Here is a 25,850-nt window from a genome sequence, read left to right as displayed (position 1 = left end):
CGCGATGTGACTCAGTAGGTCTTGTAGGGCAGGAACTTGCCCGACAGCATCACATTGACGCGATCACCATTCGGGTCGGCCTGGCGCTGGATATCCATCTTGAAATCGATGGCGCTCATGATGCCGTCGCCGAATTCCTCGTGGATCAGTTCCTTGATGGTGCTGCCATAGACATTGACGATCTCGTACCAGCGATAGATCAGCGGATCGGTCGGCACCGAGGTCGGCAGCGAACCCTTGTAGGGCACGATCTGCAGCCACAGGGTCTCTTCATCGGTGAGTTCAAACATCTCCTGGGCCACGGCCGCCTGCTTGGCGGTCAGGGTCATCTGGCCCAGCATGGCAGCGGTGGTCCACTCCTTGCTCTGGCCGATGCGCTCGGCGATCTGGGCCCAGGTCATCTTCTTGCTGACCTTGTTGATAAGGATTTTCTGGGTAACTTGGTTGCGGTCCATGCGCGCTCTCCTTGGGTGGACGAAAAAGAATATCGACGACACTTTGCAGTCCCTGCCATCGATCCTGACGAAACTCTGCTGCACAATGACGATACAAACTGACGAAATGACCAATCCACACGCCCACCATCAGGCCGCCGCCTGCTCCAGCCCCGGCATGACGATACGGGTTGGCAGGCGCGCCGCGCCAGTGGCGTGCGCGGCCTGGATCTGGCGCGAGCGGTGCACCAGGAAATCGACCAGGTGGTTGCGGATGCGATAGAACTGCGGATCGTGGTGCATGCCTTCGCGGGTGCGGTTCTTGGGCAACGTATTGATGACCACCTCGGCGATGCAGGCCTGCGGCCCGTTGGACATGAGGAAGATCTTGTCGGCCAGCAGGATCGCTTCATCCACGTCGTGGGTGATCATGAAGACGGTCTGGTGCGTGGCCGCGCATATCTTCAGCAGCTCGTCCTGCACCACGCCGCGCGTCAAGGCATCGAGCGCGCCGAAGGGTTCATCCATCAGCAGCATCTTGGGCTCGATGGAAAAGGCGCGCGCAATCCCCACGCGCTGCTTCATGCCGCCCGAGAGCTCGGAGGGCTTCTTGTGCTCGACACCCTTCAGTCCCACCATGTCGATGAAGCGCCGCGCATGCTCCTCGGCCTTGGCGCGCGGCCAGTCGGGCCAGCGCGAACGCACCGCGAACACCACATTGCCCAGCACGCTGAACCACGGCATGAGCGCATGGCTCTGGAACACCACGCCGCGGTCCAGGCTCGGTCCCTTGACCTCGCGCCGGTCCATGATGACCACGCCCTCACTGGCCGCTTCCAGCCCGGCCAGCACGTTGAGGATGGTGGTCTTGCCGCAGCCCGAGTGGCCGATCACGCAGACGAATTCGCCGCGGTCGATGCCGAAGGACACCTGCTCGAACACCGGCGGGCCATCCGCCGCATATCGCTTGGCCAGGCCCTGCACGCTCAGGAAATTGTGGTCCATGCTCCTGCTCCCTTCATTCGACATAGGTGACCAGCTTCTGCAGCCGCGCAAAGATCAGGTCGAGCACCATGCCAGTCACGCCGATGACCAGGATGGCAAAGATCACGCTGGTCAGCGACAGGTTGTTCCACTCGTTCCAGACGTAGTAGCCGATGCCGGTACCACCGACCAGCATCTCGGCCGCCACGATCACCAGCCAGGCGATGCCCATGGAAATACGCATGCCGGTGAGGATGGTCGGCGCCGCTGCCGGCAGGATCACCAGGAAAGCGCGCCGCAGCGGCGCCACCTCCAGCGTCTTGGCCACGTTCAACCAGTCTCGCCGCACCGAGGCCACGCCGAAAGCGGTGTTCATCAGCATCGGCCAGACCGAACAGATGAAGATCACGAACACGCCCGACACCGAGGAATCCTTGATGGTGTAGAGCGCCAGCGGCATCCACGCCAGCGGCGAGATGGGCTTGAGGATCTGGATGAAGGGATTGAGCGCGCGCTGCATCAGCGGCGACATCCCCAGCAAGAATCCCAGCGGCACCGCCACCACGGCCGCAATCGCAAACCCCAGTCCGACCCGTCCCAGCGAATAGGCCAGCTGGATGCCGATGCCCTTGTCGTTGGGACCGTTGTCGTAGAAGGGATTGGCCAATTCCTTGCGCATCGTCTCTCCCATCTGCGCCAGGCCCGGGAAGCCATCGCGCTTGGCGGCACCGCTGCCCTTGCCCATCAGTTTGGCGTACTCATCCTGGGCCGCGCTGGCTGCACTCTCCCTGGGCAGCGTGGCCAGGTGCCACACCATCAGCAGTGCCGCCAGCAGCAGCAGAGAAATCAGCGCGGCGCGCCAGCCGAGATGCGGCGAGGGCATCATGCGCTCCTCTTGATGGCAAAGCTGTTCACGTAGGCATCGGCCTTGCTGGCATCGAACTCCTTGCCCATGATGGAATACTTGCGATAGGCACCTTCCGGCACCGGCTGGCCCAGTTCCTTCATGTGCTTCTTGGCCTCGGTCAGCAGCAGCACCTTTTCGGTGATGGCCTTGTAGTCGACGTCGCCCTTGATGTAGCCCCAGCGCTTCATCTGCGTGAGGATCCACACCCCCATCGAATCCCAGGGTACCGGATCGAAATCGGCGCGGCCCGGCACGTTCTTGACGTTGCCCAGGCCATCGGCGAAGCGGCCGGTGAGCACTTGCTCCACCACCGTCTCCGGCTGGTTCAGGTAGGCCGGTGGCGAGATCACCTTGGCCACCAGCGAGCGGTTGGCCGGATCGCGTGCCATCGCCGCCGCCGTCAGTACGGCGCGGAAGAGCGCGGCAAACGTGTTCGGATTCTGCTGGATGAATTCTTCCGAGGCGCCAAAGGCGCAGCAGGGATGACCGTCCCAGATTTCCTTGGAGAGGATATGGATGAAGCCCACCTCGTCATACACCGCGCGCTGGTTGAACGGGTCCGGACCGAGGAAGCCATCGATGTTGCCCGCCCGCAGATTGGCCACCATCTCCGGTGGCGGCGTGACGCGGATCTGCACGTCGCGGTCCGGGTCCAGGCCGTGCTCGGCCAGGTAGTAGCGCAGCAGGAAATTGTGCATCGAATACTCGAAGGGGACGGCGAACTTGAAGCCCTTCCATTGTTTGGGATCGCGCTTGTCCTTGTGCCTGGTATGCAGCGTGATGGCCTGGCCGTTGATGTTCTGGATGGTGGCCACGCGCATCTGCGTGGCGTTGCTGCCCACGCCCATGGACATGGCCATCGGCATGGGCGAGAGGAAGTGCGAGGCGTCGTGTTCCTTGTTGATCATCTTGTCGCGGATCAGGGCCCAGCCGGCCGTCTTGTTCAGCGACACGTTCAGGCCCTGCTTGCGATAGAAGCCCAGCGGATCGGCCATGATCAGCGGCGCCGCACAGGTGATGGCGATGAAGCCAATTTTGAGATCCTTCTTTTCCGGCGCGCCATTCTTCTCCTGCGCCATGGCCTGCAGCGAGCCCAGCGGCAGCACGCTGGCGATGGCCGCGCGCGCCGCATTCTTGCCCACCGCGCGCAGGAAATCACGGCGCTCGGCCACGCGCGGAAAGAGCGAACGCATCAGGGCTTCTTCCACCACGTCATTGGTCAGCGCTTCCACGTCCTGGCCGCGTTGCAGGCGCTGCTGCTCTGCCAGGCGATCGGCCTCATGTTGCTGCTGGCTGCCGTGGCGGCCGCAGGAGCAGCCCTGCCCGGCGCGCTCGGCGTCATAGGTGTGGAACAGATTGGTCTCTGGTGCGTCCGGCATGATTCCCCCGTCTGGTGAGTGTGAGGTGAGTTGCTGCGTTCACCTCCCGCACCTGCAAGGGATTGGCCAGCCCGCTACAGAACGTCATGGGCTCACGACATCTTGTAGTGCTGGCACTACAAATATGGCCTATTGTCCCGCCAGAATGACGAAAACACGCATCAGAATGACGTCAGGCAATCAGACCGGCAGCAACTGGTGCCGCACGGCATACATGGCAATGCCCACGTCATTGGACGCGCCGGTCTTCTCCAGGATGCGGCTGCGGTAGGTGCTCACCGTATTGGGGCTCAGCTCCAGCTGGTCGGCGATTTCCTTGACGCTGCGCCCGGCAGCGATGAGCTGGAACACCTGATACTCGCGGTGCGACAGGCTCTCATGCGCGGCCCGCTGCGGCGCCGTGGCACGCCGGGCCAGGCCCGAGGCCAGCGTCTCGGCCATCTGCGCGCTCACGTACAGGCCACCGCTGGCGGCCTTGCGGATGGCCTCCACCAGTTGCTCGGGATCGGCGCTCTTGTTGAGATAGCCGGCTGCGCCCAGCTTGTAGCAGCGCGCCGCATAGTGTTTCTCGGGATAGGTGGACAGCATCAGCACCGGCAGGCGCGGCATCTCCTGCTTGATCTGGCGCAGCACGTCCAGCCCGTCCTGCTGCGGGATGGCGATGTCCAGCAGCACCAGGTCGATGGCCTCGACGCGGGCACGATGCAGCACGTCGGGCCCGTTGGCGCATTCGGCGGCGACCTCGATATCGGGCGTGTCGGCCAGGATCTGCTTCAAGCCCTCGCGCACGATGCGATGGTCATCGCACAGCAGGATGCGGATGTTGTCGCCGGCCGCGCTCATGTCAGCGTCCGTCCGGTGTGATGGGGCAAGCGCAGGCAGACCAGCGTCCCCGGCCTGCCATCGGCTGGTGCAAGGCGCGCACCAGCAATGCTCAATGCGCCACCGAAGTGCAAGGCACGTTCGCGCATGCCCATCACGCCATAGGAAGTGGCCGCTTCCAGCGCGGCGCGGGATGTGCCCACGCCATCGTCTTCCACTTCCATGCGCAGCTCGGCCGGGGTCAGGTGGACGGCAATACGCACCTGCGTGGCCTGGGCGTGGCGCGCCACGTTGGAAAGCATTTCCTGGAAGATGCGAAACGCCGCCGTGGCCTTGGCGCCGTCCGGTACGAAAGCTTCCGGTGCGATATCGAACTCGACCTCGCAGGGTAGTTCGGTGGCTTCCGAGAATTCCTGCACCTGCCATTCGAGCGCGGCGATGAGGCCCTGGTGATCGAGAATGCTGGGACGCAGGTCGGTGATGATGCGCCCCACGTTGTCCACCGCCGTCTCGATCAGGCGGCTCATGGCCTCGCATTTGCGCGCCACCGGATCGAGGTGGGCCACGCGCTTGGCCATCCAGTTCACGTCCAGCTTGAGCGCCACCAGGAGGCTGCCCAGTTCATCGTGGATCTCGCGGGCGATACGGGTACGTTCATCCTCGCGCACCGAATGTGCATGCGCCGACAATTGCCGCACCTGGCGCAGCGCCGCCGACAGCTCGCGGGTGCGCTCGGCCACTCGCACTTCCAGTTCGGCCTTGGCGCGCTGCAACTGTTCCTCGGCCTGGCGCCGCTTGGAGATATCGCTGAAGGCAATCACCGCCCCGCGCACCTGGCCCGCATCGACGATCTGGTAAGAGGAATACTCGGTGGCAAAACAGCTGCCATCGGCGCGCCAGAACACTTCCTGGTCGACCCGGCAGGACTCGCCCTTGCGGAAGGCTTTCAGGATGGGGCAGTCGGCCTCGGCGTAATGGCCGCCATCCTCATGGCTGTGATGCACCAGCTCGTGCATGTTGCGGCCCAGAACTTCGGCGGGTGCATAGCCCAGCATCGCAGCACCGGCGCGGTTGATGAAGGTGCAACGCCCCGCCAGATCGATGCCGTAGATGCCTTCGCCGGTGGAGTCCAGCAGCAGCGCCAGCTTGTCGCGCAGCAAGCCGCCCGGCGGAGCCAGGGCAGCAGAAGCCAGGACGGGGAGGAAGGAATCGGTCTGCATGACCTTGCTGCCGCAAGAGCCATGCCAGAAAAGTCAATCGTGGACGGATTCGTCCTGGCTGCGCCCGGCACTGCGATAGGCATCGCGCACGCGCAGCAGGTGGTGGCGCATGGCTTCGGACGCCTTCTGCGGATCGCGCGCCTTGAGTGCGGCGAGGATATCGCGGTGATCCTGCAGGCTGCGTTCCAGCGTGGAGGGAATGCGCGAGGTGATGGAGCGGCTCTTCTTGCCCAGCATGTAGAGGCTGCCGGCGATGCTTTGCAGGAAGGGATTGTCGCAGGCCTCGATGATGGCCTCGTGGAATTCCACGTCGGCCGCCGAAAACGCCGCCGGATCCGACAGCAGCCGCGCCTCGTCCTCGACGTTGCGGGCCAGGCGCGCCAGTTCGGCGTCTTCCATGTGGGTCGCGGCCAGCGCGGCCACGCCGGTCTCGATGATGAGGCGGGCATCGAACAGGGCTTCCAGCGTGCCGGGATTGAGATCGATGATCATCTCCAGCGGCTCCAGCAGTTCGCGCGTTTCCAGCGAACTGACGAAGGTGCCCTCACCCTGGCGGATACGCAGCAGGCCCAGGAGCGCCAGTCCGCGAATGGCCTCGCGCACCGCAGGACGGCCCACCCCCAGCATGGCCGCGAGCTCGCGCTCGGGCGGCAGTTGCTGGTCAGGTTTCAACAAGCCGCTGCGGATCATGGTCAGCAGCCGCTGGGCAACCTGTTCGGAAATGGATTTCTGGACGATGGGGTCGAAGGACATGCTCTCTGGATACCTGCCTGTAGGGGTGAATCGCTGCCGTATCGGCATCGCCGCTCTGGCCCGCCAGCCCGGCATCTGCGGGCAGTGAAGGGTCAGACCAATGGGGGGTGAGGATAGGTATCGGGGAGGATTGTGTCAAGCGGCGGGAATTTTGGTGCGGTGCGCAAGAAATAGCTTGCAGCCTGTACTCTGATCCACATGAACAGGCCCTGGCATCTGGTAGGCTACGACACGCATCCCGCCAAGCCGCCAACCTCTTCGCCAAGCACTCATGAACCTGCGATTCGTCGAAGCCTTCCACTGGGCCGCCTCGCTCAAGAGCATCACCCGCGCCGCCGAAAAGCTCCACATCACGCAATCCACCATGTCCAGCCGCATCGCCTCGCTGGAGGAAGAGCTGGGCGTGGTGCTGCTGGACCGCCGCGAAAAACAGTTCCGCCTCACCGTGGCCGGCCAGCGCTTCCAGCGCCTGGCCGTCAAACTGCTCGACATGCAGCGCCAGATCCGCCAGGAACTGGGCGGCAACCCTGCAGGCCCGCTGGCGCTGCGCATCGGCAGCATCGAATCGGTGGTGCACAGCTGGCTGCCCGCCTGGCTGCAGGAAATCCGCAGCCGCTATCCCGACTTCGCTCTGGAACTCACCGTCGAAACTTCGCCGGTGCTGACCGAACAGATCCGGCGCGGTGCCCAGGACCTGGTCTTCACCTCCACGGTCGGCAGCGACACCGCCGTGCGCTCGCGCCTGATGACGCCGATGGAGATGGTCTTCGTCGGCCACCGCGAACGCTTCGGCACGCGTTCCCACACGCTGGAAGAACTGGCCGCCCACGATCTCATCACCTTCCAGCGCGGCTCGCAGCCGCACCAGGGATTGCTGCAACTGTGCCAGGAATGGGGCGTGGTCAATCCACGCGTGCACGCCATCTCTTCCATCTCCGCCATGGTGCAGCTGGTGGAAGGCGGCTTCGGTGTCGCCACCCTGCCGCGCGCCTCGGTGCGCCAACTCACGCGCCGCCTGCCGCTGCGCATCCTGCGCTGCGAGGCCACCCTCCCCGCCTTGCAGATCCATGCCAGCTACCGCGAAGACCCCAGTTCCAGCCTGGCCGAGCTGGTGCTCGATTCGGCGCTGGACCATGCACGGCGCACACAAGCAAAAAGCCATGCCGCACAAAAATGAACCCTTGGCACGAAAATCGCTATAGTGATTTTTCCACTGTCCTCATCGAATAAATCGATAACAAAAGATATAAATTTTTTGTTGGACGCCCTCCCGGCACGCTCCTAACATCGGCTCCATTCCATCAGGAGACCGCCATGCCAGAGACAGCCGCTGCCTTGTCCGATACGCCCTGCCATCCCGCCGCCGCGCCTGCGCTGTCAGCTGCCTCGACTGCGCTGGAAGTGCGCCTGGCCGCCCGCAGCGGCGCCTTCACGGGCCACACCAGCGGCGTAGCCAGCGCCCACGTGCAGGTCAACCTGGCGATTCTGCCAGCGGCACTGGCGCAAGATTTTCTCGCCTTCTGCGAACGCAATCCCGTGCCCTGTCCCTTGCTGGCCGTTTCCGAACCCGGTTCCCCGGCCCTGCCCGCGCTGGGTCTCGATCTGGACGTGCGCAGCGACGTACCGCGCTACCACCTCTGGCGACATGGCCAGCGCGTGGCCGAGGTGAATGACCTGCGCGCCGTGTGGCGCGATGATCTGGTTACCTTTGCGCTGGGCTGTTCCTTCTCCTTCGAGCATGCCCTGCTGGCGGCCGGCATTGCGCTGCGCCACGTCAGCGAAGGCCGCAACGTGGCCATGTACCGTACCAACATTGCGACTCAGCCCGTGGGCGTGTTCCAGGGGCCGACGGTGGTCTCGATGCGCCCGCTCAAGGCCGCCGACGCCATCCGCGCCATCCAGATCACCGCCCGCACGCCGCAGGTGCATGGTGCACCGATCCACATCGGCGACCCGGCCCTGATCGGTATCAGCGATATCGGCCAGCCCGACTATGGCGAAGCCGTGGACATCCGCGCCGATGAACTGCCGGTGTTCTGGGCCTGCGGTGTCACGCCCCAGGCCGCCATCGTCGCCGCCCGGCCCGAATTCTGCATCACCCATGCGCCCGGCTACATGCTGGTGACCGACAAGCTCAACAGCGAATTGCTGCTCGACGCGCAGACGTAGAGCAGTACGACCTACCGTTTTCCGTCACCGGCCGCGCTCTACGCTGGCCGTGTGATGCCGCACGTCAGTGATTTACATACATTACGGGGATCATCATGTGGCTGCAAGAAACAACGTCATCCGAGCGACGTACGCTCACGGCGACCTTCACCGGCTATGCGGTGGATGGTTTTGATTACATGATCTATACCTTCCTCATCCCCACGCTGCTGGCCGCGTGGAGCATGAGCAAGGCCGAAGCCGGCTACATCGCCACCGGCGCCCTGCTGACCTCGGCCATCGGCGGCTGGGCGGCCGGCGTGCTGGCCGACCGCTATGGCCGGGTGCGGGTACTGCAATGGACGGTGCTGTGGTTTGCGCTGTTCACTTTCCTCTCGGGCTTCACCACTTCCTTCGGCGAGCTGTTCTTTACCCGCGCCATGCAGGGCTTCGGCATGGGCGGCGAATGGGCGGTCGGCTCGGTGCTGATCGCCGAGACCATCTCGGCACGCCATCGCGGCAAGGCATCAGGCCTGGTGCAGAGCAGCTGGGCGGTGGGCTGGGCGGCTTCCGCGCTGGCCTTCTGGGGCGTCTATGCCGTGCTGCCACCGGAGACGGCGTGGAAAATCCTGTTCTGGATCGGCGTACTGCCGGCCCTGCTGACGCTCTACATCCGCCGCGCCATCAGCGAGCCCGAGGTGTATCTGGCGACCCGGGCACGGTTGCGCGAAAGCGGCCAGCGCGGCAATTTCCTGCGCATCTTCCATCCCGACCTGTTGCGCACCACGCTGCTGGCGAGCCTGCTGGCCACTGGCATGCAAGGCGCGTATTACTCGGTGACCACCTGGCTGCCGACCTTCCTGAAGACCGAGCGCCATCTGTCGGTGCTGGGCACCAGTACTTACCTGCTGGTGCTGATCGGCGGTTCCTTCTGTGGCTATCTGACTTCGGCCTGGCTCTCCGATACCATCGGCCGACGCCGCTGCTTCATGCTGTTTGCGGCGATGGGCATCGTGCTGGTACTGAGCTATACGCAGCTCATCGTCACCGATGCCTGGATGCTGGCGCTGGGCTTTGTGCTGGGGTTCTTCCTCTCCGGGATCTTCTCGGGGATGGGGGCTTACCTGTCGGAACTCTTCCCCAGCGACGTCCGCGGCTCGGGCCAGGGCTTCTGCTACAACTTCGGCCGCGCCGTCGGGGCGATCTGCCCGGCGCTGGTGGGCTATCTCAGCAACAGCTTGCCGCTGGGGCAGACCATCGGCTGGATTGCGGCGGGGTGTTATGGGCTGGTGATCGTGGCTTGCCTGATCTTGCCGGAGACGCGCGGCAAGGAGCTGGAGGCAGCAGCGGTAGCGGCAGCTTCGTGATTGAGCGGTAGCGATCCACGTCCCATTTCAGTCGGGGTGCGGACGTGGATCGCGTCAATGGCTTACTCCAGTTCTCTCATCTTCTGATGCAGCACCTCGACACGCTGCAAGTGACCATTGCCTCTTTCGCGCAATCGTTCCGCCACCAGCGAGCAGATCAGGTTGACCATCGCAGAAACGGCCACCACGCTGTCAAACAGCATCATGCCATCGGTGTGGCAGCGGATCACCCAGTCAGCGCGCCGGGCTGGCTTTCCGGCGATCACGTCGGACACGTACAGCGTCTTCACGCCTGCCTCCGATAGCGCTTCCATCGCCAGCGAGACGGCCGGCACCCGGCGCCGCAAGCCGATCACGATCGCCATGTCCCGTTCCCCCAGGTCGCCCAGGTATTCGGCCAGGGTATCGCCAGGCGCCGGCAGCACCAGTACGTTGCTGCGTACCTGGATCAACTCGCGCCGGATCATCTGGGCAATCGTATGGCTGTGGCGATAGCCGATGATCGCCACCCGATGCGCATGGGCAATGCTGTTGACCGCTTCGCTGAGCACCTGCTGATCCAGCGAACGATAGGTACTGGCAAGATTGGTTACCTCATGGTTCAAGTGGGCCTCGATGGACGCGCCCAACCCGCTCCCCGCATCCTTTCCCTCCCTTTTCTGCAGATACAGAGGCGAGCCGCCCACCAGCGCGGCGCGCGCACTTTCCCGTGCATCATCGTAGGACGCATAGCCGAGTTTCTGGAAAAAACGCGTCGCCGTCGCCTTGGACACCTGCGCGCTTTCCGCAAGTTCGGTCGCCGTCTGCATGGCCAACTGGCCCGGTGCGCTGAGGATGATGTCAGCCAGGCGCAAGTCGATTTCCGATAGCTGGTCGTAGAGTTCGGCGATGCGGCTTTCGATGGAGGCGGAAGCCTTGCTTTTCTTGGTCGGATGGATGGCCATGTTCGTGCTGCGGACCTGTTCTTGGATGAAACGCAATGGTGCAAGAATCATTCCCGCGCGGTGCAGTTCCCCGGTTTTGTGCAGCGGCGCGCTGGAATGGAACGAAGGGCATTGTACGCCGCAGCAGCACTGCTGAAACAAATATTTCATGAAACACCTATGTGAATTCATTGTTTCAGCCCCTCCCCATCAAGAAACAATAGTTTCTCAAATACGTGGCATGAAACATGCATTACACGATCTGTCTTGCCCCTTTCATCGTTCACCAACCTTCCGGAGTCCGCCATGCTCGCTCAACGATTCTCCCGTTTCCTGCTTTGCACCCTGTTGTTCTGCAGCGCCGCCGCACATGCCGATACCCTCGATGACATCAAGAGCCGCGGCAAGATGATCGTCGCGATCGATCCGACCTTCGCGCCCTACGAGTACACCGATGCTTCCAACGCCATCGTCGGCTACGATCCGGCCATCCTGGCAGCGGTGGCCAAGAGCCTGGGCGTGAAGATCGAGTACCAGCGCATGGCCTTCAGCGGCATCATCCCGGGCCTGCTGTCGGGCTCCTTCGACATGGAAGGCTCGGCGCTGAACGTGACCGCCGAACGCGCCAAGCGCATCGCCTATGTGGTACCAACCGGCAAGACCGTCAACGGTGCACTGGTGCGCGGCGACTACACCAAAATCCCGTCAAAGCCGACGCCCGAATCGCTGGCCGGCCTGACCGGTGCGGTCAAGACGGGCAGCGCCCCGGAGGGCATCCTCAAGCAGTTCAACGAGACCCTCAAATCAAAGGGCCTGGCGCCGATCACCCTGCTCAGCGTCGACAGCGTGGACCAGACCGTCGCCGCGCTGATGACCCGCCGCGCCGACTTCGTTTTTGACGACCTGACCGTACTGGCCGATGTCATCAAGCAGAACCCCGGCAAGATGAAGATGACCGGCGAACTGGGCCCCGTGCAGTGGATTGCGTTGGCCACCCGTCCGGAAGACGTCCGCCTGAACAAGGCCGTCAGCGACCAGATCATCGCCATGAAGAAGAGCGGCGAACTGGCCAAGCTGCAGCAGCAATACCTGGGCGTGACCTTCGCCACACCGGATGCCGACTTCATCCCTGCCAAATGAGATAGATGCGTATGTGCAAGCCCACCCATCAACTGACCGTGCAAGCCGGTCATGGCCGGACCTTCGAGGTGAAGGCCGGCCAGTTCCTGACGATCATCGACGTCGAAGGCCAGCAGGCGGCTGACTTCGTGGCCGTCATGGCCGGCGACAAGAGCGAGAAGCTGTCGCCGACCCATACCCGCCGCAAGCTCGGGTCAATCTTCTTCGACGTCGGCGACCACTTGTATTCCTCGCTGGATCGCCCACTGCTGCGCGTGGTGGCCGACACGGTCGGCGTACATGATGCCAACGTCCCGGCCTGCGACGACACTCGCTTTACCGTCGACTTCAACGTCGCCGGCCATCGCAATTGCCTGGACAACATGCATGAGGGGCTGGCCTTGCACGGCCTGTCGAAATTCGACGTGCCCGAGCCGTTCAACCTGTTCCAGAACGGGCCGGTCACGGCCGACCGCCGCATGCAGGTCACCGACCCCACCAGCAAGCCGGGCGATTACATCACCTTCGAGGTATTGGAGGATCTGGTGTGCGCAGTTTCCTCCTGTCCGCAGGACATCATTCCCGGCAACGGCCTGCGCGTGACCGACATCGCCATTTCCATTCACGATACCGAGCCGCACCAGCGTGCGGCGGCATCCACCGACTGACCGTCATGTTGCTGCTCAAAGAGACTCCCGCCCGTTCCTCCCTGCCACCGCAACGCCTCGGCGTGGCGCCCGGCGAAAGCCGCGCCATCGACGTCAAGGCCGGCCAGATCCTGCGTATCGAAGCCAAGGATGCCGGTGCTACCGCCATGCTGTTCGCTTTTGACCGCGCCCGTCCTGATATCTTCATGTCGGTGCATCACACGCGCGTGTTCAGCAATTCCTATGTGTTGCAGGCCGGCATGCGTATCGTGAGCAACCAGCGCCGCGCGCTCATGGTACTGGGCAAGGACAGCATCGGCACGCACGACCTGCTGATGCCAGCCTCGACCACCGCCTGGCTGGCCGCCAACGGCTATCCCGGCCAGACCGGCTGTGTCGAGTCGGTCACGGCAGTGCTGCGCGAGCAAGGCCTGGCGCCGCCCAAGCTACCCGACCCGATCAACCTGTTCATGCACGTCGATCTGGATCAGAGCGGGCGCATCACCGCCTTGCCGAACCGCACCCGCGCGGGCGACTTCATCGCCTGCCGCGTAGTGGCCGACATGGTATTCGTGATCTCTGCCTGCTGTACCGGCATTCCCGGCAACGACACGCCGGGCGCACTGGAAGTGGCAGTGGCCGAAGAGCTTGACGACCTGTGACCGAGGGAGACCCCGTATGTGGCTGAGCCCCCAGGTGATCCAGAGCCTTCCCGCACTGACCGAGGGCTGGATGATGACCGTCGCGCTCACCGTACTGGGCGCCATTGGCAGCCTGGTGTGGGGCCACCTCGCCCTGGCAATGCAAATGGCACCGCTGGCCCCCCTACGCTGGCTGGCACGCCTGTACATCAGCTTCATGCGCGGCACGCCTGCGCTGGTGCAGCTGTTCCTGGTGTTCTTCTCGCTGCCGCTGCTGGGATTGGGCGGGCGCCCCCTGCTGGCGGCGGCTCTGACGCTGGGCCTCAACAGCGGCGCCTACACCGCCGAAATCCTGCGCGGCAACCTGCGCGTCGTCACACCTGGGCAGATCGAGGCGGCCACCGCTCTGGGCATGGCGCCGTGGCGCATCGCCACCCGCATCGTGATGCCGCAGGTGCTCAAGTCCAGCACGGCGGCGCTCGTCAACGAATTCACGATTCTTCTCAAGACCACGCCGCTGGCCTCGGTTGTTGCGGTAACAGAACTGACCTATGCAGGGCAGATGGTCATTGCGCGTACCTATACCTCTTCCCAGGTCATGCTGATGGTCAGCATAGGCTATCTGGCCGTGGTACTGCCGGTGCTGGCCCTGGGCAAGCGTCTGGCCAGGGCGCCGGGCACCGTCAGGGGAGAACGCTGACATGGCCTTCCAACCCGGCATCCTGGCCGAACATGCGCCGGCCTTGCTCGACGGACTGCTCGGCACGCTCTGGCTGTGCGTATGCAGTGCCATGCTGGCAGGATTTCTTGGCGTGGCGCTGGTAGCCGGGCGCCGCGTCGCCTCGCGTACGCTGGCCATGCTGATCGACGCCTATATCGCCGTTACGCTGGCGCTGCCCTTGCTGGTGCTGCTCTATGTGAGCTTCTACGTCCTGCCGGATGCCGGCCTGCTGCTACCGGCACCGGTGGTGGGAGTGCTGACGCTGGCGATCTACTACGCGCCCTATATCGCGCAGGTTATCCGTGCGGCTATCGACGCCGTGCCCAAAGGCAGTGTGGAAGCTGCCGTGGCCATCGGCATGTCACCGCTTGCCATCGCACGCAGGATCGTCGCGCCCCAGGCGCTGCCCTTGCTGCTGCCGACCATGACCGGACTGATGATCGGCCTGTTCAAGGATTGCGCATTGCTGTCGGTGATCTCGGTGCATGAGTTCATGTTTGCGGCCAAGAGCGTGGTCTCCGAGACCTACGCCCCACTGGAAGTCTACGGCATGGTGGCGCTGGTCTACTGGGCTGCCACTGCCTTGCTGCACGCCCTCACACGCCGCTGGGAACAGCGTATCGCCGTGGTCCACGGCCACTCCTCAACTCGTTAATCCGCCATGAACCCAGCAGAATCCGATCCGGGCCCGCCCCCTGTCCATGCACTGCGCGCACGCGGCATCGTCAAGTCCTTCGGCGCCCAGCGCATCCTCGATGATGTCGACCTTGATGTCGAACGTGGCAAGGTCGTCTGCATCCTCGGCCCTTCGGGCTCAGGGAAGTCGACGCTGTTGCGCTGCCTGAACTGGCTGGCGCCGCCTGATGCCGGCGAGGTCTGGATGGGCGATGAACGCATCGGCCTCAGGGAAGGATCGCAAGGCCAGCCGATACCGCGTCGCGGAGGTGACATCCGTGCGCAGCGCAGCCGTATCGGTATGGTGTTCCAGAGCTTCAACCTGTGGCCGCACCTGAGCGTCATCGACAACGTGATGGAAGGCCTGATTTCGGTCAAGGGCATGCCGCGCCTGCAAGCCAGCGAGCTGGCCGCCGAGGCGCTGCGCATGGTCGGACTGGCCGGCAAGCACATGGCCTTTCCCGCCGCGCTGTCCGGCGGCCAGCAGCAGCGCGTGGGCATTGCACGGGTTCTGGCCATGGCACCGGAGGTGATCCTGTTCGATGAGCCGACCTCGGCGCTCGATCCCGAGCTGGTCGGCGAAGTGCTGGCCGTGATGCGCGGCCTGGCGGCGGCGCAGACCACCATGATCGTCGTCACGCACGAAATCGCGTTCGCGCGCGAGGTGGCTGACCTGGTGGTGTTCATGGACGGCGGCAAGATCATTGAAATGGGACCGCCGTCCCAGGTGATCGACCACCCTTCGTCGGCGCGTTTGCGCCAGTTCCTTCAACGCTTCAATCTACCTTCTACTACCTCATGACGCTCTCTCTCATCGTCCCCGCCGGCCATGGCAAAGCCGTTCGCCTCAAGGCCGGACAAGCCGTGCGCGTAATCAATACCCACGGTACCCAGGTGGTCGACTGCTGGGCATGGAATGCCTATGATCTGGCCGAGTACATGTGCATGGAAACCACGCGCGTATGGAACCAGCGCCTGAACCCCATCGTCGGCGACAGCTTCGTGACCAACCAGCGCCACCCCATCCTCACCGTGGTGGAAGACGCCACGCCTGGCGTGCACGACACCTTCATGGCCGCCTGCGACCGCCGGCGCTATGAGTTGCTGGGGGTAAAGCATTACCACCGCAATTGCTGCGACAACATGTTTGAAGGCATGTTCGAGCTGGGCGTGACACCGCCCCGGCCCAACTTGGCCTCGTTCAACATCTTCATGAACATCCGTGTCCAGCCGGACGGCATCACGCTCAAGACGCTGCCCACGGTCACCAAACCTGGCGACTACATCACGCTGCGTGCCGAGATGGATTGCTTTGTCGCGTTCTCGGCCTGTCCCCAGGACATCGTGAAGATCCAGGGGCAAGACGACAATACGCCTAAGCCGGTCGAGATCCTGGTCCTGGAGCAATTCCATTCCGACCTGCCGGGAACCCACACCTGGGTGCCGCAGCCTTGACCATCCCAAGCTCAGGCGCCCCCGCAAGAACCGGTTCAGGCAGGGTCCCCACGAACCACACGCTCAAGACTGCGCGCCCCCCGGCGCAACAGGCTTGAGCATGGCCCGCATCGCCCGCGTTGCCAGCAACTTCTTGTAGGCCGCGGCAGGCATCGCATCGATCATCAGGCGACCGCTGACATCGGCCTTGATGTACTCCACGGCCAGCAGCGCGATGACGGGATTGGTGGTCAGTGTCGCCTGATCGGCCGTCACATCACCGAACTCCGCAACTACGGCAGTGGCATCGTCGGCCACCACCACGGCCAGGCGGCGGCCGGAAAGGCGCAGCCTGGCGCTGGCTCCGCATTCGGCCAGGTCATAGGTGTGGGGACCGCGCAGCGTCTTGTTTCCATAGATGGCAACGTGCGTGTCCACTCCGCGTGCGCTGGCCGCTTCCAGCAGCGGCCCCAGTTCGTCAAGCTCCTCGTCCCAGATCCCCGCAAACACACTGCGTTGCGCACTGGAAATCGAACGCGCAAAAGCCTGCACAATCGCTTTCCTGCCGCTGAGCGACCAGACCAGTCCGGCTTCCTCTTCCACCGGAAGCTGGTCCAGGGCCGACGCCGCCGCCTCAAGGTCGGCGTCGAAACGGGAGCGCAGTTCGGCCAGCAGGGCCGCATGCGGCACGGCGCTGTAACGCACGGGCTCGGACCGGTTGACCAGTACCGCGCCACGCGTCTCCAACCGGGCCAGGGTTTCGTACACCTTTGACGGCGGCATCGATGCCCTGCGGCTCACTTCGGCCCCCGTCAATGCGGCCTGGCCCACCAGGGCGGTGTAGGCCTGCGCCTCGTACTGGGTAAAACCCAGTCGCGTCATGGAAGCGATCAATTCATTTTCTGCGGTCATGCGGGGCTCAATTTTCTGTACGGAGGGATTGACTAACTACTTCAGTAGTATACGATTCAACTAACTACTACTCAAGTAGTTATAACCTCAATGAAAGGATAAAGCACATGCGCCAACTTATCAGCACCGGCTCACCCTGGGAGTCCAAGGTCGGTTACTCGCGGGCGGTGGTCGTGAACGATACGATCTTCATTTCCGGCACGGCCGGACAGGGCCCGGATGCCTACACACAGACTCGGGACGCGCTCGCCACCCTGGAGAAAGTGCTCACCGACAATGGTTTCCAGTTATCCGATGTGGCGCAGAGCCGGCTGGTGGTTGCGGACTTTGCGCACTGGCAGGACGCAGCCCGTGCGCACGGCGAGGTCTATGGCGATATCCGGCCGGCGTTTTCGCTGGTGCATGCATTGCCGTTCGTCGATGAAGCGATTCTGGTAGAGGTGGAAGCCATCGCCGTCCGAGCCGGGAAATGAAAGCGAGGAGCGCACAGCACGGCCGGCTGACCGGCCGTGCGCTCGCCATGCTCTCGGTCGCAGCGGGAAGTGCCATTGCCAACAATTACGCGATGCAACCGGCGCTCTCGGCCATCGCCGCTGATTTTGGGGTGACAGTAGCGCCCATGACCGCAGTGATATCCGGTGCCATCATCGGATATCTGATCGGCCTGGTGCTGCTGGTCCCCCTGGTGGACAGGCTGAGTCCCCGCGCCTTGATCCCGGGACAAATCTTTGTCCTTGCCTGTTCGCTGGCACTGGCTGCCTGGGCAGCAAGCCCGCAAGTACTCATCGGATGTTTCGTTCTGATCGGCGCGGCCACCACGGTTGCCGCGCAAACCAGCGCCATCGTCGGCAAACTTGCCGATGCGCGACGCCGCGCCCTGAGCATGGCGACGATCTCCGCCGGCATCTCTGCAGGGATACTGCTGAGCCGGTTCGTGGGCGGGCTGCTGACGCAATGGTGTGGATGGCGGGGAGCGCTGCTGGTATTGGCCGCCTTGACCGCCGTCTGCGGGCTCTGCGTTCTGCCGCTGCTGCCAACGCAGCGTCCGTCAGCGCAGACAGGATACTTTTCGACCTTGTGCGCCCTGCCCTCCCTGGTACGGCAATCGAAGGAGCTGCGCCTTCGCATTTGCGCCGGGATGCTGTGGTTCTTTTCCTTCAACCTGGTCTGGGTCGGTCTTGCCGTGCGTCTGGCGGCCCCGCCCTACCAACTGGATGCCGCCAGCATCGGGCTGTACAGCCTGGCCGGACTGATGGGCCTTGCCATGACGCGTATTGCCGGAGGACTGGCTGACCGCTTCGGCAATCGCCGCGTGATCGTCTGGGGTCTGGTTTGCGCCACTCTGGCGGCGGCTGCCCTTTCGCTCGCGCTGGATCATGCACCCGCCACCCTGGTTGCGCTGGCGCTGTTCGATGCGGGCTGTTTCACCGCGCAAGTGGCCAATCAGGCTGGCGTCGTCGCTATCGATCCGGCGCGGGCCGGTGTGCTGAACTCGGCATACCTGTTCTTCTATTACGGGGCTGGCGCCATGGGGACGGCGTTGGCCGGAACCATCGCGATGGGCAGCGGTTGGGGGATGATCTGCTTGTTGGCGGCGACTGCGGCTGCGGCGGCGGCAATCGTCAGTGCGTTTGCGATGACTTCTTCTGCTCGGTAAATTGCGGCGCATCTTGCGTACTGCCTGAAGATGACCCGAGTGCCGACAGACATCGCGCGGCGGGGAGCGCCGCGCGGAACATCATCAACTGCTCAGCTGGCAGATGCGCCGATACTGTCCAGTGCTGCTATCGCTTCGTCCGACAACTTCAAGGCGGCGGCCGCGATGTTCTGCTGCAGATGACCAAGCGAAGAGGTACCTGGAATCAGCAGAATATTGGGAGAACGTTGTAACAGCCAAGCCAGCGCCGTTTGCAATGGAGTGGCCCCGCAGTCGGCAGCCACCTGCTCAAGCGTCTTCGATTGCAGGGGAGAAAAACCGCCGAGCGGAAAGAACGGCACGTAGGCAATCCCTTCTTTCGACAGCTGCTCCACCAGCGCATCGTCGCCCCGGTGAGCAAGGTTGTACTGGTTTTGTACGCAGACGATATCGGTCATCGTCCGTGCCTGGGCGATCTGTCTGGCCGTCGCGTTGCTCAGGCCGATATGCCGCACGAGACCCTTTTGCTGCAACTCCGCCAGTACGCTCAGAGGTTCTTCCAGATCCCCCTCCGCCGGTCCGGCCACATCAAACATCAGGCGCAGGTTCACCACATCCAGTACCTCCAGGCCCAGATTGCGCAAATTGTCGTGCACGGCCGATTCCAGTTCGGTGGCAGACATGGCCTTCTGCCATGAGGCATCGTCCCCACGACGGGCGCCAATCTTGGTCACGATCACCAGCTCGTCGCGATAAGGATGCAGCGCCTCGCGAATGATCTGGTTGGTGATGTGCGGACCGTAGAAATCGCTGGTGTCGATGTGGTTGACGCCCATCTCCACTGCCGAGCGCAGCACCGCGATGGCCTGTTGCCGATCCTTGGGAGGACCAAATACATGGGGACCCGCCAGTTGCATGGCGCCATACCCCATGCGCGTGACGTCGAGATCGCCGAGCAGGTAGCGGCCGGCTTGTTGAGCTTGGTTCATTCTTTTCTCCCTGGTTGCGGACATGCGTAACTTGAGTGCAGTGTAGGAGCTCGAACCTTGTGCGACAATCCCGCACAATAAGACAGCATGTGCCAAATTCCGGACAATCCAATTGCAATGGCTGATTTACAAGACATTGGCGCCTTCATGGCCGTCGCCACGCACGGCGGCTTTCGCGGTGCCGCACGTATCACCGGTACCAGCGCCTCTCAACTGAGCGAGGCTGTACGCCGGCTGGAGTCGCGTCTCGGCGTGCGACTGCTCAATCGCACCACACGCAGTGTGGCGACAACCGATGCTGGACAACGCTTGCTGGAACACCTGACACCGGCCCTGAGCGCCGTTGAATCGGCGCTGGATGTGGTCAACGGCTTTCGTGACCGTCCCGCTGGACGCCTGCGACTGAATGTTCCATTGGCGGCCTCCAAATTGGTATTGCCGCGCATCGTTCCGCAATTCCTCGCCGAGTATCCCGAAATCTGCCTGGAGGTCATCGTGGAAGATCGATTCGTGGACTTGCTGCAGTCAGGCTGTGACGCCGGCATCCGCTATGAAGAGAGCATGGACCAGGACATGGTGGCGATCCCTATCGGTCCGCGGCGTCAGCGCATGGCGCTGGCGGCGTCACCCGGCTATCTCGCACAACACGGCAGGCCAAGGCACCCGAACGATCTGCGCGGGCATATTTGCCTGCGTGGACGCTTTTCCAGTGGCGCCATGCCGCCCTGGTACTTCACGCACAGAGGAAAATCATTGACGGTGGAAACCAACGGGCCGCTGATCGTCAATCTTGGCGCCGCTGCTGACCTGGCAGTTGATTCGGCGGTCGCGGGCGCGGGAGTCATTTACCTGTTCGAGGAGTGGCTGCAGCCTTATATCGACCGCGGTGAACTGGAGCCATTGTTGAAGCCCTGGTGGCCCAGCTTCACCGGCCCGTTGCTGTACTATCCTGGTCGCCGTTACCTGCCGGCGCCATTGCGCGCCTTCGTGGACTTCGCCAAGTCCATGCGCTGGTAGCCAATCAAAGTTGTGTGCAAACCTGGCTGCTTGCATGCAGCAAGGTCAACTCCTTTTATGTTGAAGGTTCATATGTTGCGCGAACATGACCATGATCCGGAAGATTGCCGGGCACTCAGCGAGGTGCTTTCTCGAATCGGTGACAGATGGACGATCCTGGTCATAGGCATCCTGGCGGGAGGTCCCCAGCGTTTCAATGAGATGCGACGGTCCATAGAAGGCATCACGCAGAGAATGCTGACATTGACATTGCGAGGGCTGGAGCGGGACGGACTGGTTGTTCGCAGACAAACAAAAACTTTGCCGCCAACCGCCGAGTATGTATTGAGCGATCGCGGAACGACCTTGCTGGAGCCTCTGATCCTGCTCGCCCGGTGGGGACGCGAGCACCGTGAGGGAATTGTTCAATCGCGCATTGCCTTCGATCTTGCAAAGAACGCGGAAAGCGAGGCTCAGGAGAAAACCAGAATTCATCGTCTCTCAGGTCGCGTCCGCTGATCAGGATGATGGGCATCTGAGCGGTATCATCGCTGTGCCTTCTTGTGCATTTTCCAGCGATCTCTAGAATCGGCCTTGCTCAATGTGGCTTTGCGATCACCTCAACGCATCGGCCGTGTTTTCTTTCGCAAGTGGTACAAACCAGGGACGTCAATTTTATGGAAGTGCGAACCGTTGCAGTTCAGGCTCAAGCCCGCAAACGCAATCTTGTTTGGGGGCTCTGGACAGCCCAGGCCTTTATCGCGATCGCTTTTTGTCTCGGTGGAATAATGAAGCTCGCCATGCCCATACCTCAATTGGCTGGCATGTGGCCCTGGACCGGAGACCTGGCGCCTTCCATGGTCAGGTTATTGGGTGTGATCGACTTGCTCGGCGGTCTGGGCATCCTGTTGCCGTCATTGACCAGAATCAAGCCAGGCTTGACGGTACTGGCTGCAGTGGGCTGCATCGCCTTGCAACTATGCGCCATCCTTTTCCACTCATCCCGTGCGGAATTTTCCGTACTGCCCGTCAATGTTGTGCTGATAGCGGGCACCCTGTTTATCTTATGGGGCCGTTGGAAGAAGATTCCGATAAGTGAACGCGCTGCGTAATCAGAATCTTCCAGGTCGCCTGAGACGCCCTTCGGTTCATCACGATCAGAGCGCGAGCGTAGTCTCTTCGATTTGGGTGAACCGTCCATCTTCACTGCGATGCGCAAACACATACACCTCCTGACGCATCTGTCCGCCATCTCGTTTTAACAGGTCAATGATATGCCGCTCTGCATAACGGCTGCCGTCCGAGAGTTCGTCGAGCACCGTGACCCTGAGCTGATCCACCAATGCTTTAAGGGACGCGACAGCGGCAAGAAAACCCGCATGATCAATCCAGGTTCCGTTGACGCGTTGACGGAACGATGGGGTGAAATGCAGCGCCATTGCCTGCTCGGTGGTGAGCGCGGTGTTATTGAACAAATCCTCGATGGCTTCTTTGAGTGAGCTCATTGACCTCATCCCTGCTCGATGACGGACAGAACGATCTTCCCTCGGATGTGGCCCTGCGCTGCCCGCTCATGCGCCTTGTTCGCGTCTTGCAAAGCAAACGCGCTGTCAATGGCCACGCGGATTACACCACTGTCGAGCAGGCTCGCCAGCTGTTCGAGTTGTGCACCGCTTGAGCGAACTTGTGTGGTCGAGACGATGACACCCAGTCTTTCGGCTTCTTCCGCGCCGGAAAAACCCAGCGGGAATATCGGGAACAGCGCACCGCCGCGCTTGAGGGTCGGCAAGAACCGCCCCGAGGCGGGCCCGCCTACGGCGTCGATGACGAGATCGACGTCACGCAGCACTTGCTCAGCGGCCGTCTTCGTGTAATCGATGAACTCATCTGCGCCCAGGCTGCGCAGGAATGCCTCGTGCCCGCCCGATCCGATCGCAATGACGCGGGCGCCCTTCCATTTCGCCAGCTGCAGCGCGAAATGCCCCACGCCGCCAGCCGCGCCATTGACAACCACGGTCTTGTTCTCCAGCGGCACCGGTTCATGCCTGTGCGGCTGGAGCGGGTTCTGCACATTGTGCCCCTGTTCAATCATGAACTGCCATGCGGTAAGCAGCGACATCGGGGCGGCAGCAGCCTGTGCATGGGTGATGCTCTTGGGCTTGCGCGCGAGTTCAGTCGCGGGAACGCTGACGTATTGCGCATACGCCCGGCTGCCCCCGGCCAGACCGGTTGGGAATCTGACCATTGAGTAAACTTCGTCGCCGACAGCGAAGTTCTTGACGTCATCGGCCACCGCCTCGACTACGCCCGAGATATCGGTGCCAAGGATCACCGGGAAGCTGACCTCGGGCTGCCATTCTGGCGGCAGCATCTTGTAGCCGTCCCGCAAATACCAGTCCGGTGGATTGAGCCCAACCGCGTGCACGCGGACCAACACCTCCCCGGCTTGCAATTCGGGGACAGGGGCATCTTCATAACGCAGGACGTCGGGGCCGCCGAACACGTACTGCTGAACGGCTTTCATCGTTGCTGGCAACATGGCTTTCTCCTTTGGGGAAAATCGGTTATCTTGAACGGAACGGTGTTCCGATTATATGGAGCACCGCTCCGAATATACGGAGCACCGATCCGATTGTCAAGGAGCCGTATGCGCGCGGACGCAAAAAAGAACTATGACCACCTGCTCAATGTTGCCAGGACCGTATTTGCCGAAGAGGGAAATGAAGCTTCATTAAGGGATATCGCGCGTAGGGCCGAGGTGGGGCTGGGCACCCTCTATCGCCATTTCCCGACTCGTGAAGCTTTGCTGGAAGCACTGCTGCGCTCAAGTTTTGAGTCCCTGGCAGCCAGGGCGGATGAGCTGCAGGCAGCCGACGATTCCGCCGCCGCGCTGATGGAATGGCTACAGGAAATCATTGCATTTACGCACGAGCATCGCGGTGTCATCGCACCGATGGTGAGCGCCATTGAAGATCATGAGTCGGCGTTGCACGCATCGTGCGTCACCTTGCGCGCCGCAGGCGCGGCGCTCCTGCGGCGCGCACAGGCAGATGGCAAAGCGCGCGCTGACCTTGACGGGGCGGAGTTGTTCGATCTGATCGCTGCGCTGGCATGGCTTCGGGAGCAGCCTTCGCATGCGTCACGGGCAGATCGGATCTTTGGCATTATTTCGGAGGCAGTGCTTGGTCACGCGAAAAAAGTTACGCGTAGTTAAGCTGGTGTGGCCAGGGATGACCGTTTGGCAGTCAGGCATTGGCCTGACTGAAGGTGGCCAAGGACCAGAATCATTATTCGGACTTTGAATCAAAGTGTGTGCGTGCCTCTGATATGGCGAGCCTATTGGTTTCGGCCCACTCGACCAGCGACATTACTGGCCCCAACAGCGTCATTCCTAGTGCTGTGAGTTCGGGGCGTGTCCGATTTTTTGTGTAAACGGGATTTCGTTTAATTCATAGAGATACGTTCACCGAACTGGATAGTAAACCGAGTCAGTGCAGCTTTCCAATCTCGGATGGGCAGCGTCCACTTTTTACTGATGTTGCGCAGGGCCAGGAAGAAGAGTTTAATCAGCGCCTCATCGCTGGGGAACGAGCCCCGGTTCTTAGTCAGCTTGCGCAAACTCATGTTGACCGACTCGATGGCATTGGTCGTATAGATGACCTTTCGAATCTCTGGTGGGAAGTCGAAGAACGGAATCAGACGGGGCCAGTTGCGCCGCCAGGATTGGCCGATAGGCAGATACTCTGCATCCCATTTCTCTTCGAATTCACCGAGTCGGAGTTCGGCTTCTTCGGCGGTTGCCGACTGGTAAATCAATCGTAGGTCAGCCGCCACCTCCGGACGTCGTTTCCATGAGACGTAATTCAAGCTGTGCCGGACCATGTGGACGATACACAGCTGCACCGTGGTCTTCGGGAACACAGCTTCGATGGCATCCGGGAAGCCCTTCAAGCCGTCAACGCAAGCGATGAAGATATCTTGCACGCCGCGATTACGCAGCTCAGTGACAACCTGCAGCCAGAACTTGGCGCCTTCCGTTTGCGCTAGCCACAGTCCCAACACCTCCTTCTCACCGTCCATGGTGATGCCGATGGCTAGGTAGACGGCTTTTACTCGCACCGTTCCTTCACGCACTTTGACATGGATACAGTCGAGATAAACGATGGGATAAATTGGATTCAATGGCCTAGCTTGCCAGGCTTTGACTTCATCGACAACGGCGTCAGTGACCGATGAAATCAGGCTGGGTGACACCTCGGTTCCATACATCTCTTCCAGGTGCGCCTGAATCTCTCTTACTGTCATGCCACGGGCATACAGCGAAATAATCTTGTCGTCGAAGCCGGCCCAGCGCGTCTGATGCTTGGTTACCAGCTTCGGTTCGAAGCTGCCATGACGGTCTCGAGGAACTTCAATTGGCAACTCGCCGAATTCGCCCTTTAGCGTCTTGCGACTCTTGCCGTTTCGGGTGTTGCCCGACTCATTGGCTACGCTCCCGTGCTTCTCATGGCCCAGGTGCTCGCTCAGCTCGGCTTCCAGGGCTCGTTCCACCACCAGCTTGGTGAGATGCTTCAACAGGCCTTCTTCACCTATTAAATCTTCGGGATTCTTGTAATTGGCTAGCAATCCAGCCAGTAATTCTTCGGGTACGTCGTGTTTCTTTTTACTCATTGTGGCTCCGGACAAGGCGACAGTTTCCTGCCAATAGTCCGTTTACACAAAATTATGTACAGGCCCCCCTGATGTGGTAATGACAAGCGGAAAAACACACCACCCTATCGTTAAATTATCTAATAATTCTGAAGACCGAGTTCCTGGTACAGCCTTTGAGGTTACTGATGAGGAGCTTGCCAATGCAGACAAATATGAAGTTGCTGACTACAAACGTATAGCTGCTCCCTTGGCTTCAGGTAGAACCGCGTGGGTTTATATTGATGCACGGTGATCTGTGTTCAAGCAAAGTGGTTGCGCGACCTTCTGCACCTGGAGTGATCTTCAGATAATAAGACGCTCAGTCTTTTCAGCTAATTCTGAAGGGTAGATAACGGACAAATCCCGCCCCCACGCCCATCAACTCCGCCGGATGATTCGCCGTATGCATAACCCGATTCCACATCGGCTACCCCTTATTTCTTTGAGTTGA

At 61.9% G+C, this 25,850-nt stretch carries 30 protein-coding genes; 17 read left to right on the top strand and 13 right to left on the bottom strand.

The annotated features are described in order from the left end of the window. Positions 1-11: 11 nt before the first annotated feature. From cynS to ACVC5H_RS08515, 7 genes are all read right to left on the bottom strand, one after another. Positions 12-455, bottom strand: coding sequence for a cyanase (cynS, locus tag ACVC5H_RS08545; protein ID WP_489621908.1), 444 nt, complete (start codon positions 453-455; stop codon positions 12-14). Between the two features lie 129 nt (positions 456-584). Further along, positions 585-1,439 carry an ABC transporter ATP-binding protein gene (locus ACVC5H_RS08540; RefSeq protein ID WP_489621907.1) on the bottom strand — a complete coding sequence of 285 codons (855 nt, stop codon included), beginning with the start codon at positions 1,437-1,439 and terminating at the stop codon, positions 585-587. A 13-nt stretch (positions 1,440-1,452) separates the two neighbouring features. Further along, on the bottom strand, positions 1,453-2,304 hold the full coding sequence (ntrB, locus tag ACVC5H_RS08535) for a nitrate ABC transporter permease (protein ID WP_489621906.1): 852 nt from the start codon (positions 2,302-2,304) through the stop codon (positions 1,453-1,455). Continuing rightward, on the bottom strand, positions 2,301-3,704 hold the full coding sequence (locus ACVC5H_RS08530; protein WP_489621905.1) for a CmpA/NrtA family ABC transporter substrate-binding protein: 1,404 nt from the start codon (positions 3,702-3,704) through the stop codon (positions 2,301-2,303). The genes ntrB and ACVC5H_RS08530 overlap by 4 nt, the downstream gene beginning before the upstream one ends. 180 nt (positions 3,705-3,884) lie before the next feature. Then, the gene (locus tag ACVC5H_RS08525) at positions 3,885-4,547 is read right to left on the bottom strand and encodes a response regulator (RefSeq protein ID WP_489621904.1); all 663 of its coding nucleotides are present in this window, start codon (positions 4,545-4,547) and stop codon (positions 3,885-3,887) included. Further along, positions 4,544-5,746, bottom strand: a complete 1,203-nt coding sequence (locus ACVC5H_RS08520; protein ID WP_489621903.1) for a sensor histidine kinase — start codon at positions 5,744-5,746, stop codon at positions 4,544-4,546. Before ACVC5H_RS08520 ends, ACVC5H_RS08525 begins: the two co-directional genes overlap by 4 nt. Positions 5,747-5,779: 33 nt before the next feature. Then, positions 5,780-6,499 carry a FadR/GntR family transcriptional regulator gene (locus ACVC5H_RS08515; RefSeq protein WP_489621902.1) on the bottom strand — a complete coding sequence of 240 codons (720 nt, stop codon included), beginning with the start codon at positions 6,497-6,499 and terminating at the stop codon, positions 5,780-5,782. A 271-nt stretch (positions 6,500-6,770) separates the two neighbouring features. Between ACVC5H_RS08515 and ACVC5H_RS08510 the strand changes: the two genes are divergently transcribed. The 3 genes from ACVC5H_RS08510 (at position 6,771) to ACVC5H_RS08500 (ending at position 10,014) form a co-directional block, all read left to right on the top strand. Beyond that, positions 6,771-7,676: a LysR family transcriptional regulator gene (locus ACVC5H_RS08510; RefSeq protein ID WP_489621901.1), complete on the top strand. Its 906-nt coding sequence runs from the start codon at positions 6,771-6,773 to the stop codon at positions 7,674-7,676. A 137-nt stretch (positions 7,677-7,813) separates the two neighbouring features. Further along, on the top strand, positions 7,814-8,668 hold the full coding sequence (locus tag ACVC5H_RS08505; RefSeq protein WP_489621900.1) for a putative hydro-lyase: 855 nt from the start codon (positions 7,814-7,816) through the stop codon (positions 8,666-8,668). 95 nt (positions 8,669-8,763) lie between these two features. Next, complete coding sequence (locus ACVC5H_RS08500; RefSeq protein WP_489621899.1) at positions 8,764-10,014, top strand: MFS transporter; 1,251 nt, start codon at positions 8,764-8,766, stop codon at positions 10,012-10,014. A 62-nt stretch (positions 10,015-10,076) separates the two neighbouring features. Here the strand turns inward: ACVC5H_RS08500 and ACVC5H_RS08495 are convergent, their stop codons facing one another. Continuing rightward, positions 10,077-11,108: a MurR/RpiR family transcriptional regulator gene (locus ACVC5H_RS08495; RefSeq protein WP_489621898.1), complete on the bottom strand. Its 1,032-nt coding sequence runs from the start codon at positions 11,106-11,108 to the stop codon at positions 10,077-10,079. A gap of 135 nt (positions 11,109-11,243) precedes the next feature. Here ACVC5H_RS08495 and ACVC5H_RS08490 point away from each other — a divergent pair, with 135 nt between their 5' ends. From ACVC5H_RS08490 to ACVC5H_RS08460, 7 genes are read left to right on the top strand one after another with little or no spacing between them, the layout of a single operon-like run. Next, positions 11,244-12,077: a transporter substrate-binding domain-containing protein gene (locus ACVC5H_RS08490; protein ID WP_489621897.1), complete on the top strand. Its 834-nt coding sequence runs from the start codon at positions 11,244-11,246 to the stop codon at positions 12,075-12,077. Between the two features lie 11 nt (positions 12,078-12,088). After that, positions 12,089-12,724, top strand: a complete 636-nt coding sequence (locus ACVC5H_RS08485) for a DUF1989 domain-containing protein (RefSeq protein ID WP_489621896.1) — start codon at positions 12,089-12,091, stop codon at positions 12,722-12,724. Between the two features lie 5 nt (positions 12,725-12,729). Next, positions 12,730-13,365, top strand: coding sequence for an urea carboxylase-associated family protein (locus tag ACVC5H_RS08480; protein ID WP_489621895.1), 636 nt, complete (start codon positions 12,730-12,732; stop codon positions 13,363-13,365). 16 nt (positions 13,366-13,381) lie between these two features. Then, on the top strand, positions 13,382-14,044 hold the full coding sequence (locus ACVC5H_RS08475; protein ID WP_489621894.1) for an amino acid ABC transporter permease: 663 nt from the start codon (positions 13,382-13,384) through the stop codon (positions 14,042-14,044). Position 14,045: 1 nt separating this feature from the next. Next, complete coding sequence (locus ACVC5H_RS08470; protein ID WP_489621893.1) at positions 14,046-14,720, top strand: amino acid ABC transporter permease; 675 nt, start codon at positions 14,046-14,048, stop codon at positions 14,718-14,720. 6 nt (positions 14,721-14,726) lie between these two features. Then, a complete protein-coding gene (locus tag ACVC5H_RS08465; protein WP_489621892.1) occupies positions 14,727-15,542 on the top strand; it encodes an amino acid ABC transporter ATP-binding protein in 816 nt (271 codons plus the stop codon). Then, on the top strand, positions 15,539-16,195 hold the full coding sequence (locus ACVC5H_RS08460; RefSeq protein ID WP_489621891.1) for a DUF1989 domain-containing protein: 657 nt from the start codon (positions 15,539-15,541) through the stop codon (positions 16,193-16,195). The genes ACVC5H_RS08465 and ACVC5H_RS08460 overlap by 4 nt, the downstream gene beginning before the upstream one ends. A gap of 63 nt (positions 16,196-16,258) precedes the next feature. Here the strand turns inward: ACVC5H_RS08460 and ACVC5H_RS08455 are convergent, their stop codons facing one another. After that, positions 16,259-17,086, bottom strand: coding sequence for a TrmB family transcriptional regulator (locus tag ACVC5H_RS08455; protein WP_489621890.1), 828 nt, complete (start codon positions 17,084-17,086; stop codon positions 16,259-16,261). A 107-nt stretch (positions 17,087-17,193) separates the two neighbouring features. Between ACVC5H_RS08455 and ACVC5H_RS08450 the strand changes: the two genes are divergently transcribed. Continuing rightward, the gene (locus ACVC5H_RS08450) at positions 17,194-17,559 is read left to right on the top strand and encodes a RidA family protein (RefSeq protein ID WP_489621889.1); all 366 of its coding nucleotides are present in this window, start codon (positions 17,194-17,196) and stop codon (positions 17,557-17,559) included. Further along, positions 17,556-18,743, top strand: a complete 1,188-nt coding sequence (locus ACVC5H_RS08445; RefSeq protein WP_489621888.1) for an MFS transporter — start codon at positions 17,556-17,558, stop codon at positions 18,741-18,743. The genes ACVC5H_RS08450 and ACVC5H_RS08445 overlap by 4 nt, the downstream gene beginning before the upstream one ends. A gap of 92 nt (positions 18,744-18,835) precedes the next feature. Here ACVC5H_RS08445 and ACVC5H_RS08440 read toward each other — a convergent pair whose 3' ends face one another. Next, positions 18,836-19,711, bottom strand: coding sequence for an aldo/keto reductase family oxidoreductase (locus tag ACVC5H_RS08440; protein ID WP_489621887.1), 876 nt, complete (start codon positions 19,709-19,711; stop codon positions 18,836-18,838). 117 nt (positions 19,712-19,828) lie between these two features. Here ACVC5H_RS08440 and ACVC5H_RS08435 point away from each other — a divergent pair, with 117 nt between their 5' ends. From ACVC5H_RS08435 to ACVC5H_RS08425, 3 genes are all read left to right on the top strand, one after another. Next, positions 19,829-20,728 (top strand): LysR substrate-binding domain-containing protein, encoded by a 900-nt coding sequence (locus tag ACVC5H_RS08435; protein ID WP_489622670.1) that lies wholly within the window; start codon positions 19,829-19,831, stop codon positions 20,726-20,728. A 72-nt stretch (positions 20,729-20,800) separates the two neighbouring features. Then, on the top strand, positions 20,801-21,226 hold the full coding sequence (locus tag ACVC5H_RS08430) for a winged helix-turn-helix transcriptional regulator (RefSeq protein ID WP_489621886.1): 426 nt from the start codon (positions 20,801-20,803) through the stop codon (positions 21,224-21,226). Positions 21,227-21,384: 158 nt separating this feature from the next. Further along, entirely contained in the window at positions 21,385-21,819 is a 435-nt protein-coding gene (locus tag ACVC5H_RS08425; protein ID WP_489621885.1) for a DoxX family protein, read from the top strand. Positions 21,820-21,864: 45 nt separating this feature from the next. On the opposite strand, the gene ACVC5H_RS08420 is transcribed toward ACVC5H_RS08425, so the two are convergent. Next, on the bottom strand, positions 21,865-22,212 hold the full coding sequence (locus ACVC5H_RS08420; RefSeq protein WP_489621884.1) for a nuclear transport factor 2 family protein: 348 nt from the start codon (positions 22,210-22,212) through the stop codon (positions 21,865-21,867). 5 nt (positions 22,213-22,217) lie between these two features. Next, positions 22,218-23,246 (bottom strand): NADP-dependent oxidoreductase, encoded by a 1,029-nt coding sequence (locus ACVC5H_RS08415; protein WP_489621883.1) that lies wholly within the window; start codon positions 23,244-23,246, stop codon positions 22,218-22,220. Between the two features lie 108 nt (positions 23,247-23,354). On the opposite strand from ACVC5H_RS08415, the gene ACVC5H_RS08410 reads away from it, so the two are divergent. Continuing rightward, positions 23,355-23,921 (top strand): TetR/AcrR family transcriptional regulator, encoded by a 567-nt coding sequence (locus ACVC5H_RS08410; protein WP_489621882.1) that lies wholly within the window; start codon positions 23,355-23,357, stop codon positions 23,919-23,921. A 230-nt stretch (positions 23,922-24,151) separates the two neighbouring features. Here the strand turns inward: ACVC5H_RS08410 and ACVC5H_RS08405 are convergent, their stop codons facing one another. Next, positions 24,152-25,378, bottom strand: a complete 1,227-nt coding sequence (locus ACVC5H_RS08405) for an IS256 family transposase (protein ID WP_209585377.1) — start codon at positions 25,376-25,378, stop codon at positions 24,152-24,154. A gap of 79 nt (positions 25,379-25,457) precedes the next feature. On the opposite strand from ACVC5H_RS08405, the gene ACVC5H_RS08400 reads away from it, so the two are divergent. After that, on the top strand, positions 25,458-25,652 hold the full coding sequence (locus tag ACVC5H_RS08400; protein WP_489621881.1) for a gamma-glutamylcyclotransferase family protein: 195 nt from the start codon (positions 25,458-25,460) through the stop codon (positions 25,650-25,652). Positions 25,653-25,850: the final 198 nt, after the last annotated feature.

The organism is Herbaspirillum sp. Her3, from assembly GCF_057961275.1.
This window is presented reverse-complemented; position numbering and strand designations above follow the sequence as displayed.